Below are 15,839 nucleotides of genomic sequence, written 5' to 3'. Positions count from 1 at the left end.
CAAAGCGGGCCCCTTCCCGTCGCGGCTGACAGGTCGGAAAGAAAGGGGCTGGGTAAATTCAGTGGGTCAGAGCACGCAATCTCAGTGCGCTTTGGCCGTGGCGCTGTCGTTGACCGCTGCGGCTGCTTTGGCAACCTGGCGGGTATTCATTTTGCGGGCATAGAACATCAGGATGATCAGGCTGACGATAAAGGTGCCGGACAGCTCGAAGGAGTTGGCGCCCATCAGGGCAATAAAGCAGAACCCACAGCCCAGTACCGACGCCACCAGGCTCAGCAGGTTACGCACGTTGACGCCTTCAAAGCGGATCAGGTCAACGCAGGAATAGAAGTAAGGCAGCATGGTCAGCAACACCGCAATCCCGGTCAGTTCGCCGAACAGGTCGGAAGCCTTGCCGCCGCTGGAGTTCATCACGGTGATCAACACCATCAGCGCGGTCATTTTGCAGCTTGCCAACAGCAGCCCCTTCTTCGGAATGCCGTTTTTATCCAGTTCGCCATACACTTTCGGGAAGTTGCCGTCGTTAGCCGCACGCACCCCGGCCTGCCCTACCAGCATCATCCAGGAGCCCAACGAGGTCAGGCAGGCAAAGGCGGTGAAGGCGGATACCATCGGGGCCGCCCAGTTGCCCATAATGGCGGAGGCGCTGATGGCGAATGGTGCACCGCTGGCGGCCATTTGTGCCGCCGGGAACATACCGCTCATCACCTGAGTGGCGGCAATATAGATAATCCCTGCCAGGCCGGTACCCAGCATGGTCGCCAGCGGCACGGTACGCTTGGGATTTTTCACCATCCCGGTGCTGACGGCGGCGGATTCAACGCCGATAAACGCCCACAGGCAGAGCAGGATACTTTTCACCACTGCATGGCTGTCGGTGGTACCCGAGGTATTCCAGTTGGCGTGATAGGTTGCAGCATCAAACCAGTGCCAACCGGCTACGGCAGTGACGACTACCGGGATCAACACCAGTACCAGGCCCAGCGTGGTCAGGCGGCTGACCCAGGTTCCTCCCAGCAGATTGACAAAGGTGAATATCCAGACGATGGCGATACAGGCAACCCCGGCCGGAACCGGATTATTCAACGCGGGGAAGAAAGTAGAAAGATAGGAAACGGCGGTAATACCGATTGCCAGGTTACCGATCCAGTTAGCGTGATAATAAAGCACACCGGTCTGGAAACCGAACGCCGGGGATATTTCCCCTGCATAGGCAATTGGCCCGCCTTGCTGTGGGTTTTTGGTCGCCAGGCGGGCGTAAACATAAGCCAATGACATTGCGCCGATGATAGAAATCACCCATCCCCAGATGGCGATAGATCCCAGACTTGCCAGGTTTGCCGGTAATAAGGCAATCCCGCTCCCCATCATATTACCGGCGACGACGCCGGTGCAGGCAATAAGCCCTATTTTCTTGGATGAAGCCATGGTCAGTTTCTCCTGATTTTCGATGCTTATAAGTCCTGCTCATTAGCCAGAAACATTAATGAACGGACTTGATAATCAGGATGCTAACGATCGGAGGGAATAAAGTCCTAAAGATAAGGTGAAATTACGCTCATGATCCTACAAATGATATCCGGAGGTTTTTCAGCCGACTATCAAGATGGCAGGATGAGCTAAAGAAAAGATAAAGACTCTTTAAAAACAATAAGATATTAGCGTAAAATGACGATAGCCAGGAGTGAGGCAGATGGGAGCCATACGGAACGCCGACACACCTTTCTCCCATTTGACTGCACATCCCTGTGCTCAATAGCTGCCGATGAGGTTATTTTTGCGTGTCGTAGTTATCTAAATAAGGCACAACGGCGGACACCGATGTTTGGAACACGCCATTGCGGATCCAATGCAGCGTATTTTCACCGGGGCGAAGATTGAAGGCGGTAATATAAGAATCGGCAGCCTGATGATTGTGCCCCTGCATTTCGTAAACTTTACCCAGCAAGACATAATTCAACCATGACATCTGCAGATCGATAGCCTTGTTTATGGCACGGTAAGCCTCATCCGTTTTTCCCTGTGACAGGGTATCGACGGTAATGATTTGCTGCAAGATGGGGGAATCAGCCAATACTGGCAACGTCCCCAGGCGGGTAATGTCCGCCCGTAGTTTGGCGAGTTCGGCTTCATCAAGCGGTTGGTAGGAGTTACGCAGCAAATCCACCAGTGCTTTTTCGGCTACGGCATACTCAAAGTCCGGCGAGGCTTTGATTATCGCCTCCAGTTGACTGCTGGCGCGGGTCAGTGAATCCGCATCTCCTTGTACCAGCAGTTGATGTGCCTGATAGAAACGCTGCAACGCCGGGCCATTCTGTGGCAACAGCAGCGCCAAACGTTGCGCCAGTTGCTGCGGCCAAGGCTGTTTCAACGCCGCCGACAGGCTAGTGAGGAAATCCTGCTGAATTTTCAGCTGATTATCGGCGGTAATAAAGTAGCGCTTATCCAGCATGATCGAGCTGTCGGCATTATCCACCAGCCGCACCGACAGGAAACATTGCTGGGCGCGGTAGTGGCGTTGGTTAACGAACTCGATATACAACGACTTACCGGAACTGCTCGGCCCGGTAAAGTTATAGTTGGTCTGATCGTGTACCAGGAACGTGGAATAGGTATTCAGCGCATCAGTAACCAGTTCACTCACGCCAACCACGTAAGAGAGCTGTGGCGTCCAGTTGCTGCAGCTGTTGCCGCCCTGGATACGAATATCGATATCACGCGGGTTGAGTAACACCGGCATGGTGGACACTGGAATACGCTGAGACAGGGTCGCAATGCCAACAAAGGCGACACAGGCAGACAGCGCCGCCAGGAAAGCCAGCCAGACCCAAAAGGGTGAGCGTTGATAAAAATGACCTGCCGCTGTGGGTAACAGGGCCTTCGGCTTGGTAGCCGGACGCGGCGGTACATAGGTGGGAGCCTCTTCCTCGCTGCCATCCTCCGGTTCATGCATCACTACGGCCAACTGGGGTGCCAACGGCGGCGCGTCTTCCCCCTCTTCACACCACATGACCGGTGCCGTCAGTTTATAACCGCGCTTGGGGACGGTGATGATGTATTCGGGGCTGTCTGGATCGCCGTCTTTCAGATATTTACGCAGTTCGGAAATGCATTGGGTCACCACATGGTTGGTGACGATATTACGCTTCCAGATGTTATCAATCAGTTCATCGCGACTGAGCACCATGTCCGGGTGTTGAGCGAAGTACTGCAACATATCGATCAGGCGCGGCTCCAGCGTCCGTTGACGCCCATCGCGGCTTATGCGGTTGTCGGCCGGGGTGATCAGCCACTCCCCGACACGGAAAACAGGCTCTTGCATGGCGGAAATAACTCTGTGGACACTGAGGGCAAGGGCGCGATGATAGCATAACGACCCATAACTTGGGCCGTCCTCAACAGATTAAGCATTCATAGTTCATATAATTCGAGCGGTAATCCATCTGGATCGCTGAAAAAGGTAAAGCGGGATTGGGTATAGGGATCGACCCGAACCGGCTCGCAAACGACCCCTGCGGCTTGTAAATGCGCTATCGATGCCTCGATATCCTCTACGCTGAATGCCAGGTGGCGCAGACCACAGGCTTCCGGGCGGCTAACACGAGCCGGTGGTGACGGGAAGGAGAACAGTTCGATCACGTATTGGCCATTCAGCGCCAGATCGGCTTTCCAGGAGTCACGTTCTTCGCGGTAGTATTCCGCTAACAGGGTGAATCCCAGGATATCGCAGTAAAAGTGCTTACTGGCAGCGTAATCAGAACCAATCACCGCTATATGGTGAACCTGTCGTAATGCCAACATGGATGGACTCCGTAAGTTGTTTAGTGACCCCTCACCCCAACCCTCTCCCACGGGGAGAGGGAGCCGATCGGCGTCGTAATCAGGTTCGGGTGTCGATCTGTACCCAGATTTATAGCCGGACATACCAGTCAATCTGTAGCTCGTTTTCCCCCTCACCCCACCCCCCTCCCACAGGGAGAGGGAGCTAATACAGAGCCGTTGTCAGGTATGGGAGTCGATCTGTAGCACGTTTTATTTCCCCTCCCACTCCGGAGCCGAAGTCAGAAACAAAAGTCAGGATGTGGCACAGTCGGTCCCCTCTCCCTTTGGGAGAGGGATAGGGTGAGGGGCCATTCTTATCTAACTGGTTTTCAGCACCTTCACCAGATAGCGCCCGTCTTCGGTCAGTTTAGCCCCGTGGATATCGGTTTCAAACCCTGGATAGTGTTCGCCGATCGAGCACAGCATCAGCAGGAAATCGAGCACCGCGCGGCTCTCTTCGGTGATCATCTCCCCCGGCATCACAACCGGCACGCCCGGCGGATAAGGCAGGATCATGTTCGCCGCCACTTTGCCAATCAACTGGTCGATCTCGCAGGTTTCCACATTGCCGCGCACCTGCTGCTGGAACATCTCATGCGGCGTCAGCTTCATTTCTGGCAGCACGTCAAACGCACGCAGCATCAGGCCCGGTAAATCGTGCTGGCGGATCAATTGGTGGATCCCGGCAGCCAGATCCTGAATGCGCATATGGCGGTAGAAGTCCGGATCTTCAGCATACAGATCCGGCAGCATGTTCTTCACCCGCAGATTAAGATCGTAAGCCCGTTTGAAATCCGTCAGGCTGCGCAGCAGGCTCAATGCCTTGGTCTTGTCGATGCCAATACTAAACAGAAACAGCAGGTTGTACGGGCCGGTTTTCTCCACCACGATCCCGCGCTCATCCAGGTATTTCGCTACCAGCGCGGCGGGGATACCACTTTCCTCCAGCTCACCCAGTTCGTTCATCCCCGGCGTTAAAATGGTGACCTTGATCGGATCCAGATACATATGATCGCTGTCGGTCTGGCCAAAGCCATGCCAGTTATCGTCCGGGTTCAGCGGCCAACACTGCGCCTCATCAATCTCTTCCGGCTGCCAGATATCGAAGAACCAGGTATCACTCTCGGCACGCAGACGTTGCACTTCACGGCGAAAATGCAGGGCTCGTTCCACGGAGCGGTTAATCATGCGCCGCCCCGGATTACCACGCAGCATCGCAGCAGCGGTTTCCATCGAAGCCACGATGCCGTAATGCGGCGAAGTGGTGGTATGCATCATGTAGGCTTCGTTAAAAGTGCTCTCGTCATAATCCCCTTTAATGTGGATCATCGAAGCCTGAGAGAACGCCGCCAGCAGCTTGTGGGTCGATTGAGTTTCATAGATCACCTTGCCGGGGATGCGATCGCCACTCATGCCGCTCTTGCCATCATAAATCGGGTGGAAATTGGTGTAAGGCACCCAGGCCGAATCGAAGTGGATCGATGCCACGTCCAGCGTTTGCTTGATGTAATCGGTGTTATACAGCAGGCCATCATAGGTCGAGTTGGTGATCACCGCATGTACCGGCCAGCTGGCGTTGGCTGTCTCCGCCACCCGCTTGGCAATGCTGTCACGGGTAAATTCGCGCTGGGGAATACCGCCTAAAATGCCGTACGCGTTACGCAACGGGCGCAGGTAAATCGGCACGATGTCACACATCATCAGCAGGTGACACAGTGACTTATGGCAGTTACGATCAATCAGCACCGTGCTACCGGCAGGGGCCGAATACATGCCGACAATCTTGTTGGCGGTAGAGGTACCGTTGGTCACCAGATAGCTCTGCTCCGCGTTGAACGTGCGGGCAATGTACTCCTCCGCCTCCAGATGCGGGCCGGTGTGATCCAGCAGCGAGCCCAGCTCCGTCACCGAGATGGAAATATCCGCCTTCAAGGTATTGGCACCAAAGAAATCGTAGAACAGGCAGCCCACCGGGCTTTTCTGGAACGCGGTGCCCGCCATATGGCCCGGCGTACAGAAGGTATATTTCCCCTCCTTCACATAGGTGAACAGCGCCTTGGTCAGCGGAGGGGTGATGGTATCCATATACTCATCGGTATACTGGCGAATACGCTGGGCAATATCGTCGGCAGCGTTCAGGCCATACTCGAAGAAATAGAGCACCATACGCATTTCGTGCAGGTGGACATCGAAGGTAGAGTGGGTGTTGATAAACGCATACAGCGGCAGGTATTCATTCAGTTCGTTGATTTCGCTGCACAGCTCCAGGCTGTATTCGTCCCAGTCGAACACCACCCCGCAGATACGCGCATTGTGTTCAATCAGCTTGAGCAGGTCACCGCTGTTCTTCGGGAACACCAGTTGAAAGCCCATTGAGGCCAGCGCCACGTGCAGCTCGCGGATAGGCTCGTCTTTGTAATAAACGCCCATCGGGCTCATGATCGCAATGATATTCATCGAATGGATCCTGTCAGTTAACTACCAATAGCCTATAACAACATGAAAAGCCGGGGCTGTGTACCCCAGTATTTTGCGCGCATAAAAAAACCGCCCGGAGGCGGTTAGTCATAGGGCGTACCAACTCAGCAATAGCCGTAGTTCATCAGACGCTGATAGCGACGGTTGAGCAACTCTTCGTTGTTCAGGCCATCCAGATCCGCCAGGTCCGCCAACAACTGGGCTTTCAACGAAGCCGCCATTGCCGGTACGTCGCGGTGAGCAGAGCCCAAAGGCTCAGGGATCACAGAATCGATCAGCTTCAGCTCTTTCAGACGCGGTGCAGTGATGCCCATCGCTTCTGCGGCAATCGGTGCCTTATCGGCACTTTTCCACAGGATCGAGGCGCAGCCTTCCGGTGAGATCACCGAATAGGTGCTGTATTGCAGCATATTCACTTTATCGCCCACGCCGATCGCCAATGCCCCGCCGGAGCCGCCTTCGCCAATCACGGTGCAGATCACCGGGATATTCAGGCGAGACATTTCACGCAGATTGCGAGCGATCGCCTCAGACTGGCCACGCTCTTCCGCACCCACGCCAGGATAAGCGCCTGGGGTGTCGATGAAGGTGATCAGCGGCATCTTGAAGCGGGAAGCCATTTCCATCAGGCGCAGCGCTTTGCGATAGCCTTCCGGTGCCGGCATACCGAAGTTGCGGCGGATTTTCTCTTTGGTTTCACGCCCTTTCTGATGACCAATGATCATCACCGGACGGCCATCGAGGCGCGCAATACCACCGACAATGGCTTTGTCATCGGCATAGGCGCGATCGCCTGCCAGCTCTTCAAAGTCGGTAAAGATGTGTTTGATATAATCCAGGGTATAAGGACGGCGCGGGTGGCGTGCCAATTGGGCAATCTGCCAGGCCCCAAGATCGGAAAAAATCTTGCGCGTCAGCTCAACGCTCTTCTCACGCAGGCGCTGAACCTCTTCGTCCAGATTAATATCTAATTTTTCGTCTTGACGGCTGACTGCGGTCAGCGAGTCAATTTTCGCTTCCAGCTCTGCAATCGGCTGTTCAAAATCAAGAAAATTCAGACTCATAGCATTCCTATTTTAGTCAAATTCCAGTTCCACCTGCTCATTACCTACCAAGTTCCGCAAATCTATCAACAAGCGGTCGGTCGGCGTCACGCGCCAAGTTGCACCAAAGCGCAATCTTGCCCGTGCATCTTCCCGTTGATAGTAGAGATGCACTGGAATCGTCCCCGAGCGATGGGGTTCCAAAGACTGACGGAGACGGTTCAAAAGCTGGTCATCAATTTGCCTGTCCGTCAGCGAGATAGCAAGCCCGCGAGCGTATTTTTCACGTGCTTCACTGATGTCCATTAATTCACGAGCGGTCATTTTAAGCCCGCCGTTAAAGTCATCAAAGCTGACCTGTCCAGTCGCGATCAGGATACGGTCTTTTTCCAACAAATGCTGGTATTTTTCCAATGCATCGGTGAATAACATGATGTCCAGACGGCCAGAACGGTCATCCAGCGTACAAATACCGATGCGATTACCGCGCTTGGTCATCATGATCTTGGAGGCGATCACCAATCCGACGGCGGTAGTCATCTTGCCACGCTCCGTCGGATGCATATCTTTCAGGCGCTGGCCTCCGGCATAGCGCTCGATTTCTTTGAGGTACTGGGTGATGGGGTGGCCGGTAAGATACAGCCCCAGCGTTTCCCGTTCACCATCCAGCACTACCTGTTCCTGCCAAGGGGGAACGTTGGCGTAAGATTGTTCCACCTGCTCCGGCGCTTCCGCCAATACGCCAAACATGTCCGCCTGGCCGATAGCTTCGGCTTTGGCGTGCTGATCGGCCGCTTTAAGCGCATCCCCCAGGGAGTTCATCAACGCGGCACGGTGTGGCCCCAGGCGATCAAACGCCCCGGACATGATCAGCTTTTCCAGGATACGGCGGTTGAGCTTTTTAATATCGGAGCGGGCGCACAGGTCGAACAGATCTTTGAAATACCCCTGTTCGCCGGAATTACGCGCTTCGATAATCGCTTCGATCGGCCCTTCCCCCACGCCCTTGATGGCGCCGATGCCATAGACGATCTCGCCCTCGTCATTCACGTGGAAGTGATACTGCCCGCTGTTGATGTCCGGCGGCAGGATTTTCAAGCCCATACGCCAACACTCATCCACCAGCCCCACCACCTTATCGGTGTTATCCATATCGGCGGTCATGACCGCGGCCATAAACTCGGCCGGATAGTGGGCCTTCAGCCACAGCGTCTGGTAAGACACCAAAGCATAGGCAGCGGAGTGAGATTTGTTAAAGCCGTAACCCGCGAACTTTTCTACCAGATCGAAGATTTTTACCGACAGTTCGCCGTCAATACCGCGAGATTTCGCACCATCTTCAAAACCACCACGCTGCTTGGCCATCTCGACCGGGTTCTTTTTACCCATGGCGCGACGCAACATGTCCGCACCGCCCAGCGTATAGCCGGCCAGTACCTGAGCGATCTGCATTACCTGTTCCTGGTACAGGATGATGCCATAGGTTGGCTCCAACACCGGTTTCAGCGATTCATGTTGCCACTGGATATCAGGGTAGGAGATCTCTTCGCGCCCGTGCTTACGGTCGATAAAGTTATCTACCATGCCGGACTGTAACGGGCCGGGACGGAACAGCGCCACCAGTGCGATCATGTCTTCGAAGCAGTCGGGCTTCAGACGTTTGATCAAATCCTTCATGCCGCGCGATTCAAGCTGGAATACCGCGGTGGTTTCCGAGCGTTGCAGCATGTCAAAGCTTTGCTTGTCATCGAGCGGAATGGCCGCGATATCTATCGGTTCCAGCCCGGTTTTGGCACGCCGGGCATTAATCATCCCCAGCGCCCAGTCGATGATGGTCAGAGTACGCAGGCCGAGGAAGTCGAACTTCACCAGCCCGGCATATTCCACGTCGTTCTTGTCAAACTGGGTGACCGGGTGGTTTCCTTCGGCATCGCAATAGAGCGGGGCAAAGTCGGTGATCTTGGTTGGCGCAATCACCACGCCCCCGGCGTGTTTACCGGCGTTACGCGTCACACCTTCCAGCTTGCGCGCCATGTCGATCAGCGCTTTGACCTCTTCGTCTGCCTCATAGATTTCCGGCAGCTGTGGCTCTGCGGCAAAGGCTTTTTCCAGCGTCATGCCCGGATCGGGCGGCACCAGCTTGGAGATACGGTCGACAAAGCCATAAGGATGGCCCAGCACGCGCCCCACGTCGCGGATCACCGCTTTCGCCGCCATGGTACCGAAGGTGATGATCTGCGATACCGCCTCACGGCCATACATGTCCGCCACGTGCTCGATGACCAGGTCGCGTTTTTCCATGCAGAAGTCGACGTCGAAATCGGGCATCGAGACACGTTCCGGGTTCAGGAAGCGTTCGAACAGCAGGTCAAACTCCAGCGGGTCGAGATCGGTGATTTTCAGCGCATAGGCCACCAGCGAACCGGCACCAGAGCCACGCCCCGGGCCTACCGGCACGTCGTTATCTTTCGACCACTGGATGAATTCCATTACGATCAGGAAGTAGCCCGGGAATCCCATCTGGTTGATCACTTTCAGTTCCAGATCCAGACGCTCATCGTATTCAGGACGGCGCTCGGCACGGACTTGCGGATCCGGGAACAGGAACTCCAGGCGTTCTTCCAACCCCTCTTTGGACTTGAGCACCAGGAAATCTTCGGTGGTCATATCGCCGGTGGGGAACTGTGGCAGAAAATATTCGCCCAAACGGATGGTGACGTTACAGCGCTTGGCTATTTCCACGCTGTTTAGCAACGCTTCCGGGATGTCGGCAAACAGCTCGCACATCTCCTCTTCGCTGCGCATGTACTGTTGTGGGCTGTAGTTTTTCGGGCGTTTGGGATCGTCGAGCGTGAAGCCATCATGGATCGCTACGCGGATCTCATGGGCGTCAAAGTCATCCTCCACCAGGAAACGGACGTCGTTGGTGGCGACTACCGGCAACCCACGTTCGGTCGCCAAGGCTACCGCAGCGTGCAGATAGTTTTCTTCATCTGCACGGCCAGTGCGGATCAGTTCTAGATAATAGCTGTCCGGGAAATGCTGCTGGTAAAACGCCAGGCATTGATCGACCAGGGCCTGGTTGCCACGCAGCAGAAACTTGCCGACGTCGCCCATGCGCGCACCGGAAAGCAGGATCAACCCGCTGCGGTGTTCTATCAGCCAGTCGCGATCGATCACCGGGCCTGCCGGGCCATAACCGCGCTGGTACGCCCTGGAGATTAATAGGGTAAGGTTTTGATAGCCATCGTTATCGGCTGCCAGCACGGTAAGCTGCGCCAGCTCATCGCCCAGCTCTTCGCTTTGCACATGGAAATCCGCACCGATGATCGGTTTGATCCCGGCACCGTGCGCGCTGCCATAAAACTTCACCAGACCACACATATTGGTGAAGTCGGTAACGGCCAAGGCTGGCATGGCTAACGCGGCTGCTCTTTTCACCAACGGGCCGATCTTGGCTAATCCATCAATCATGGAGTAGTCACTGTGCACGCGCAGATGAATAAAACGAGGTTCGGCCATATCCAGATACCAACGTGTTGGGGTTCAGCAAACTGAACCAGGGTTACATTAGGGTATGGGGAAGATCACCGTAGCCATTTCCCCGCACCCCGACCCTCTCCCAAAAGGAGAGGGGGCGTAATTTTAAGCATCGTGTGAACTATGCGAACGAGCCAGATTCCAGCACACGTCTTACCGGGGCAAAGCTGCGGCGATGATGCTCGGTGGCACCCAATGCGGCCAGCTTTTCCAGATGGAACGCGGTGGGGTAGCCCTTGTGTTGGGCAAAGCCGTAATCCGGGAAAATCGCATCCAGCTCGGTCATTTCGCGATCGCGAGTCACCTTGGCCAGAATTGATGCGGCACTGATTTCCGCGACCCGGCTATCCCCTTTCACTACCGCTAACGAACGCATCGGCAATTTAGGGCAACGGTTGCCGTCAATCAGCACCATGTCCGGTGCGATATGCAAACCCGCTACCGCGCGCTGCATTGCCAACATGGTGGCATGCAGGATATTCAGTTGGTCGATTTCGACCGGCTCAGCCCGCCCCAGGCTCCAGGACAGCGCCTTTTCCACGATCTCGTCGTATAACGCCAGGCGACGCTTCTCACTGAGCTTTTTGGAGTCTGCCAGGCCAACAATCGGCCGTGCCGGATCGAGGATCACCGCAGCGGTCACAACGGCACCCACCAAAGGCCCGCGCCCCACTTCATCCACACCGGCAAACAGCCGGGCCGCAGGGTAAACAAAGGGTTCCATCATGCTTTTGCCAGCTCCAACACAGCCTGAGCGGCCTGTTCATCGGCACCACAGCGAATGCTCTGATGCAATTCAAGGAAGGTCTGTTTCAACAGCTCCGCCTGCGGGCTGTCTTCCAGCAGCGGCAATAACGCCGCGGCCAGCTTATCCGGGACACAATCGTGTTGCAGCAGTTCAGTGACGATTTCACGCCCCGCCAACAGGTTAGGCAATGAGACATACGGGGTTTTCACCAGTCGCTCTGCCAGCCAGAAGGTAAATGGCTTCATACGGTAGCCCACCACCATCGGGCATTTTGCCAACATGCACTCCAGCGCCGCGGTGCCGGAAGCCAGCAGTGCCGCATCGCTGGCTACCATCGCCTCACGCCCTTTGCCATCCAGCAAGTGAACCTTGAGTTCCGGTGCTACCTCGGCCTTGATGCGCTCAAACTGCTCGCGGCGCTTGGCATTGACCAACGGCACCACCACTTCCAGATCGGGGTAATGCTCGCGTAATAGCTGGGCTGTACGCAGGAAGTCACCACTGAGCATTTCCACTTCGGCATTGCGGCTGCCGGGTAGCAATGCCAAACAGCGAGCGCCAGGGGCAATGCCCAGCGTAGCGCGTGCGGCCAGCTTATCCGCCTGCAATGGCATCGCATCGGCCATGGTATGACCGATAAAGCGGCAAGGAACGTTGAAACGATCGTAAAACGCTTTTTCGAAAGGGAGAAATGCCAACACCAGGTCGGTCGCTTTACCAATTTTGAAAACGCGTTTCTGACGCCAGGCCCACACGGACGGGCTGACATAGTGAATAGTGCGGATACCGCGCTGTTTCAGGCGGCCTTCCAGCGTGAGGTTGAAGTCTGGCGCATCGATACCGACAAACACGTCAGGCTTCAACTCACTGAATCGGCGGGTCAGATCCTTACGGATCTTCAACAGGCGTGGTAGACGCTCAAGCACCTCTACCACGCCCATCACCGCTAGTTCTTCCATTTCGTACCAGGTTTCACACCCTTCGGCCTGCATCAGCGGGCCAGCGACACCGACAAAGCGGGCGCTTGGGTAGTGCGTCTTAAGCGCACGAATTAATCCGGCACCCAGAATATCACCGGAGGTTTCCCCGGCGACCAATCCGATAGTCAATGGACGATTTGGCATAACTCAGCGAATAATCCCACGGGTAGAACGCGCAAAGAAATCGAGGAACTGCTGTACCACCGGCTGCTGTTGCGCCAGGGTTTCGATCTCTGCTTTAGCCTCGTCGAAGGTCTTCTCGCTGCGATAGAGGATTTTGTAGGCATTGCGGATCGCCTGCATTTCATCCTTATCAAAACCACGGCGTTTCAGACCTACGGCGTTGATACCAAATGGCGTCGCGTGGTTACCCTGCGCGATGACAAAAGGCGGTACGTCCTGAGCCACACCGGAACAACCACCGACCATCACATGAGCACCAATCACACAGAATTGGTGGATCGCGGTCATGCCACCAATGATGGCAAAATCGTCGATCTCCACGTGGCCAGCCAGCGTGGCGTTGTTGGCCAACACGCAGGAATTGCCCACCACGCAGTCATGAGCAACGTGCACGTTGACCATCAGCAGGTTGTCATTACCGACTTTGGTCAGGCCCGTTCCCTGTGCGGTACCGCGATGAATGGTGACGCTCTCACGAATGCGGTTACGATCGCCGACTTCAACCCGAGTCGGTTCACCAGCGTATTTCAGATCCTGATTCACTTCGCCGATAGAGGCAAACTGATAGATCTCGTTATCGCGGCCAATCTTGGTGATACCGTTCACCACCACATGCGATTTGAGGATCGTACCCGCGCCGATTTCCACCTGGGAGCCGACGTAGCAGAAGGGACCTATATGCGCACCAGCGCCGATGACGGCGCCTTCTTCAACGATCGCACTTGGATGGATAAAGGCGGTTTTATCAATCACGGCTTATGCCTCCCGGCTGCGGGCACACATCATGGTTGCTTCACAGACAATTTTTCCATCAACGGTCGCCACGCCTTTAAAGCGGGTCAGACCACGACGGGTTTTTTCGAAAGTGACTTCCATAATCATCTGGTCGCCTGGCACCACAGGGCGCTTGAAGCGAGCTTCGTCAATACCGGCGAAATAGTACAGTTCGCCCGGTTCCAGTTTACCCACGCTCTTAAATGCCAGGATACCCGTGGCCTGAGCCATAGCTTCCAAAATCAGCACGCCTGGAAAAATCGGTTTACCAGGGAAATGCCCCTGGAAAAACGGCTCATTAACGGATACGTTCTTCACTGCACGCAGATATTTATGCTCTTCGAAATCCAATACACGGTCAACCAACAAGAATGGATAACGGTGAGGAAGCAGTTCCAGAATTTCTGCAATATCTAGAGTATGAGTGTCAGTAGTCAAAATACTCTTCCTGTCTCTAAAAACTGATGGCATCAACAACACGGCCTGCGTTGACCCCAAAAAGGAGATCATCAGGCAGGCCGCAAATTAACAACTCTTTGCGCTTTTGGCATCATTGCCAACGCGTTTCGTTTTATACCCAGCATCACGGGCCGTGGTGATTAGTCTTTTCCGACTTTTCGTTCGACAGCTTTCAAACGCTTGCTAATCTCATCGATATTCATCACCAACGCCGCGGTTTTACGCCAAACTTTGTTGGGTTGTAACGGAATGCCAGAGGAGTATACCCCAGGTTCGGTGATTGGTCGCATAACCATTCCCATCCCGGTGACAACTACCTGGTCAGCAATCTCCATGTGACCATTGATCACACTGGCGCCACCAATTTGGCAATAGCGCCCGATTTTCAGACTACCTGCCATGATCACACCACCCGCGACGGCAGTATTCTCGCCAATCACCACGTTGTGTGCAATCTGACACTGGTTGTCTATGATAACACCATTCCCAATCTGGGTGTTATCCAACGCGCCGCGATCGATGGTGGTACAGGCACCAATTTCAACGCGATCGCCAATGATCACCGTGCCAAGCTGCGGGATCTTGATCCAGTTGCCACGCTCGTTGGCGTAGCCGAAACCGTCCGCACCAATCACCGTTCCCGACTGGATCAGGCAGTGCTGGCCGATTTCCACTTCATGATAAATCGTTACGTTGGCCCACAGACGCGTACCTGCGCCGATGCGTGCCCGCTTGCCGATAAAACAACCCGGGCCGATGACTACGTTATCACCCAGCTCGACACCGGATTCGATAACCGCATTCGCCCCAACGGCAACGTTCTGCCCAAGCTTGGCCTCCGGAGAGATCACCGCGCTTGGCGCGATATCTGCTGCGGGTGCTGGCGTGGTATCCATCAACTGCGCCATACGCGCATAGGTCAGGTAAGGGTTTTTAACCACCAGCGCGGCGCTACGGCAGTGCGGTAGGTCCGCTTCGGTGAGTACCACGGCACTCGCCTGGCAGGAGGCCAGCTGCTGTTGATAGCGGCTGTTTGACAAAAACGTGATTTGGCCAGGCTGTGCAGAATGCATAGAAGCAATGCCGGTGATGACGAGATCGCCATCACCGTGCAATTGTGCATCCAACTGCTGCGCTAAATCAGCCAGTCGAATTGAAGGCATGTGTTATTTAACCTGTTTCAGCACGTCTGCAGTAATATCTTTACCTGCCGCAAAGTAAGCAACGGCGTTGGCGTCAACCACGACGTCATAGCCTTCTTTGCTGGCAACAGCTTTCACAGCATCCTGAATACGGCTCAGGATCTTGTTACGTTCTTCCATCTGGCGACGACGATTGTCCTGCTCGAAAGCCTGCGCTTTCTGAGAGAACTGTTCACGCTTAGCCATCACGTCTTTTTCCATCTTGGTGCGATCGCTGGCTTTCATGGTTGAACCATCACGCTGCAGTTTCTGCATTTTGGTTTGCAGATCACGTTCCATGTTCTGGAGTTCTCCTGCGCGGCCTTTGAATTCGTTTTCCAATTGCTTGGCTACGGTTTCACGAGCTGGCAGCTGTTGGAAAATGCTAGAAACGTTAACAACAGCAATCTTGTCAGCTGCCTGAACGCCAGCAGAAGCAGCCATTGCTAAACCGAGGCCTGCGGCACATAACCACTTTTTCACTATAAACTCCTTACCATCACCCATTCGTGTCACATGACACTTTTGAAAGTACACAATCTGCCAGACTTATCACATACACAATGAGATTTCTCTCGCTATGAGCTGCTTTAAGCCTGGCATTTGCGATTCTTGTACCGCTATGCCCACA

At 54.8% G+C, this 15,839-nt stretch carries 12 protein-coding genes; all 12 read right to left on the bottom strand.

All coding sequences use genetic code 11. The features are described from left to right. Positions 1-81 precede the first annotated feature (81 nt). The 12 genes from cadB to skp all read right to left on the bottom strand — a co-directional run bounded on the left by cadB (position 82) and on the right by skp (position 15,691). Positions 82-1,428, bottom strand: coding sequence for a cadaverine/lysine antiporter (gene cadB, locus ABIE29_RS20960; RefSeq protein ID WP_429620960.1), 1,347 nt, complete (start codon positions 1,426-1,428; stop codon positions 82-84). Between the two features lie 343 nt (positions 1,429-1,771). Further along, positions 1,772-3,322, bottom strand: a complete 1,551-nt coding sequence (cadC, locus tag ABIE29_RS20955) for a lysine decarboxylation/transport transcriptional activator CadC (protein ID WP_429620959.1) — start codon at positions 3,320-3,322, stop codon at positions 1,772-1,774. An 89-nt stretch (positions 3,323-3,411) separates the two neighbouring features. Next, the gene (locus ABIE29_RS20950) at positions 3,412-3,801 is read right to left on the bottom strand and encodes a VOC family protein (RefSeq protein ID WP_429620957.1); all 390 of its coding nucleotides are present in this window, start codon (positions 3,799-3,801) and stop codon (positions 3,412-3,414) included. Between the two features lie 339 nt (positions 3,802-4,140). Next, positions 4,141-6,279: a lysine decarboxylase LdcC gene (locus ABIE29_RS20945; protein WP_429620955.1), complete on the bottom strand. Its 2,139-nt coding sequence runs from the start codon at positions 6,277-6,279 to the stop codon at positions 4,141-4,143. 125 nt (positions 6,280-6,404) lie between these two features. Continuing rightward, positions 6,405-7,364 carry an acetyl-CoA carboxylase carboxyl transferase subunit alpha gene (accA, locus tag ABIE29_RS20940; RefSeq protein ID WP_021806103.1) on the bottom strand — a complete coding sequence of 320 codons (960 nt, stop codon included), beginning with the start codon at positions 7,362-7,364 and terminating at the stop codon, positions 6,405-6,407. Between the two features lie 12 nt (positions 7,365-7,376). Then, entirely contained in the window at positions 7,377-10,865 is a 3,489-nt protein-coding gene (dnaE, locus tag ABIE29_RS20935) for a DNA polymerase III subunit alpha (RefSeq protein WP_429620953.1), read from the bottom strand. 139 nt (positions 10,866-11,004) lie between these two features. Next, positions 11,005-11,610, bottom strand: a complete 606-nt coding sequence (rnhB, locus tag ABIE29_RS20930) for a ribonuclease HII (protein ID WP_179248318.1) — start codon at positions 11,608-11,610, stop codon at positions 11,005-11,007. Continuing rightward, positions 11,607-12,755 carry a lipid-A-disaccharide synthase gene (lpxB, locus tag ABIE29_RS20925; RefSeq protein WP_166733227.1) on the bottom strand — a complete coding sequence of 383 codons (1,149 nt, stop codon included), beginning with the start codon at positions 12,753-12,755 and terminating at the stop codon, positions 11,607-11,609. The genes rnhB and lpxB overlap by 4 nt, the downstream gene beginning before the upstream one ends. A gap of 3 nt (positions 12,756-12,758) precedes the next feature. Next, on the bottom strand, positions 12,759-13,547 hold the full coding sequence (lpxA, locus tag ABIE29_RS20920) for an acyl-ACP--UDP-N-acetylglucosamine O-acyltransferase (protein WP_429620950.1): 789 nt from the start codon (positions 13,545-13,547) through the stop codon (positions 12,759-12,761). A 3-nt stretch (positions 13,548-13,550) separates the two neighbouring features. After that, the gene (gene fabZ / locus ABIE29_RS20915) at positions 13,551-14,006 is read right to left on the bottom strand and encodes a 3-hydroxyacyl-ACP dehydratase FabZ (RefSeq protein ID WP_021179919.1); all 456 of its coding nucleotides are present in this window, start codon (positions 14,004-14,006) and stop codon (positions 13,551-13,553) included. A 161-nt stretch (positions 14,007-14,167) separates the two neighbouring features. Next, on the bottom strand, positions 14,168-15,190 hold the full coding sequence (gene lpxD / locus ABIE29_RS20910; RefSeq protein WP_429620947.1) for a UDP-3-O-(3-hydroxymyristoyl)glucosamine N-acyltransferase: 1,023 nt from the start codon (positions 15,188-15,190) through the stop codon (positions 14,168-14,170). 3 nt (positions 15,191-15,193) lie between these two features. Further along, on the bottom strand, positions 15,194-15,691 hold the full coding sequence (skp, locus tag ABIE29_RS20905) for a molecular chaperone Skp (protein ID WP_429620946.1): 498 nt from the start codon (positions 15,689-15,691) through the stop codon (positions 15,194-15,196). Positions 15,692-15,839 lie beyond the last annotated feature (148 nt).

It is taken from the genome of Serratia sp. 2723 (assembly GCF_050434425.1).
Lineage (GTDB): Bacteria > Pseudomonadota > Gammaproteobacteria > Enterobacterales > Enterobacteriaceae > Chania.
Note: the sequence above shows the minus strand (reverse complement) of the source record. Positions and strands in the feature narration are given on the sequence as shown.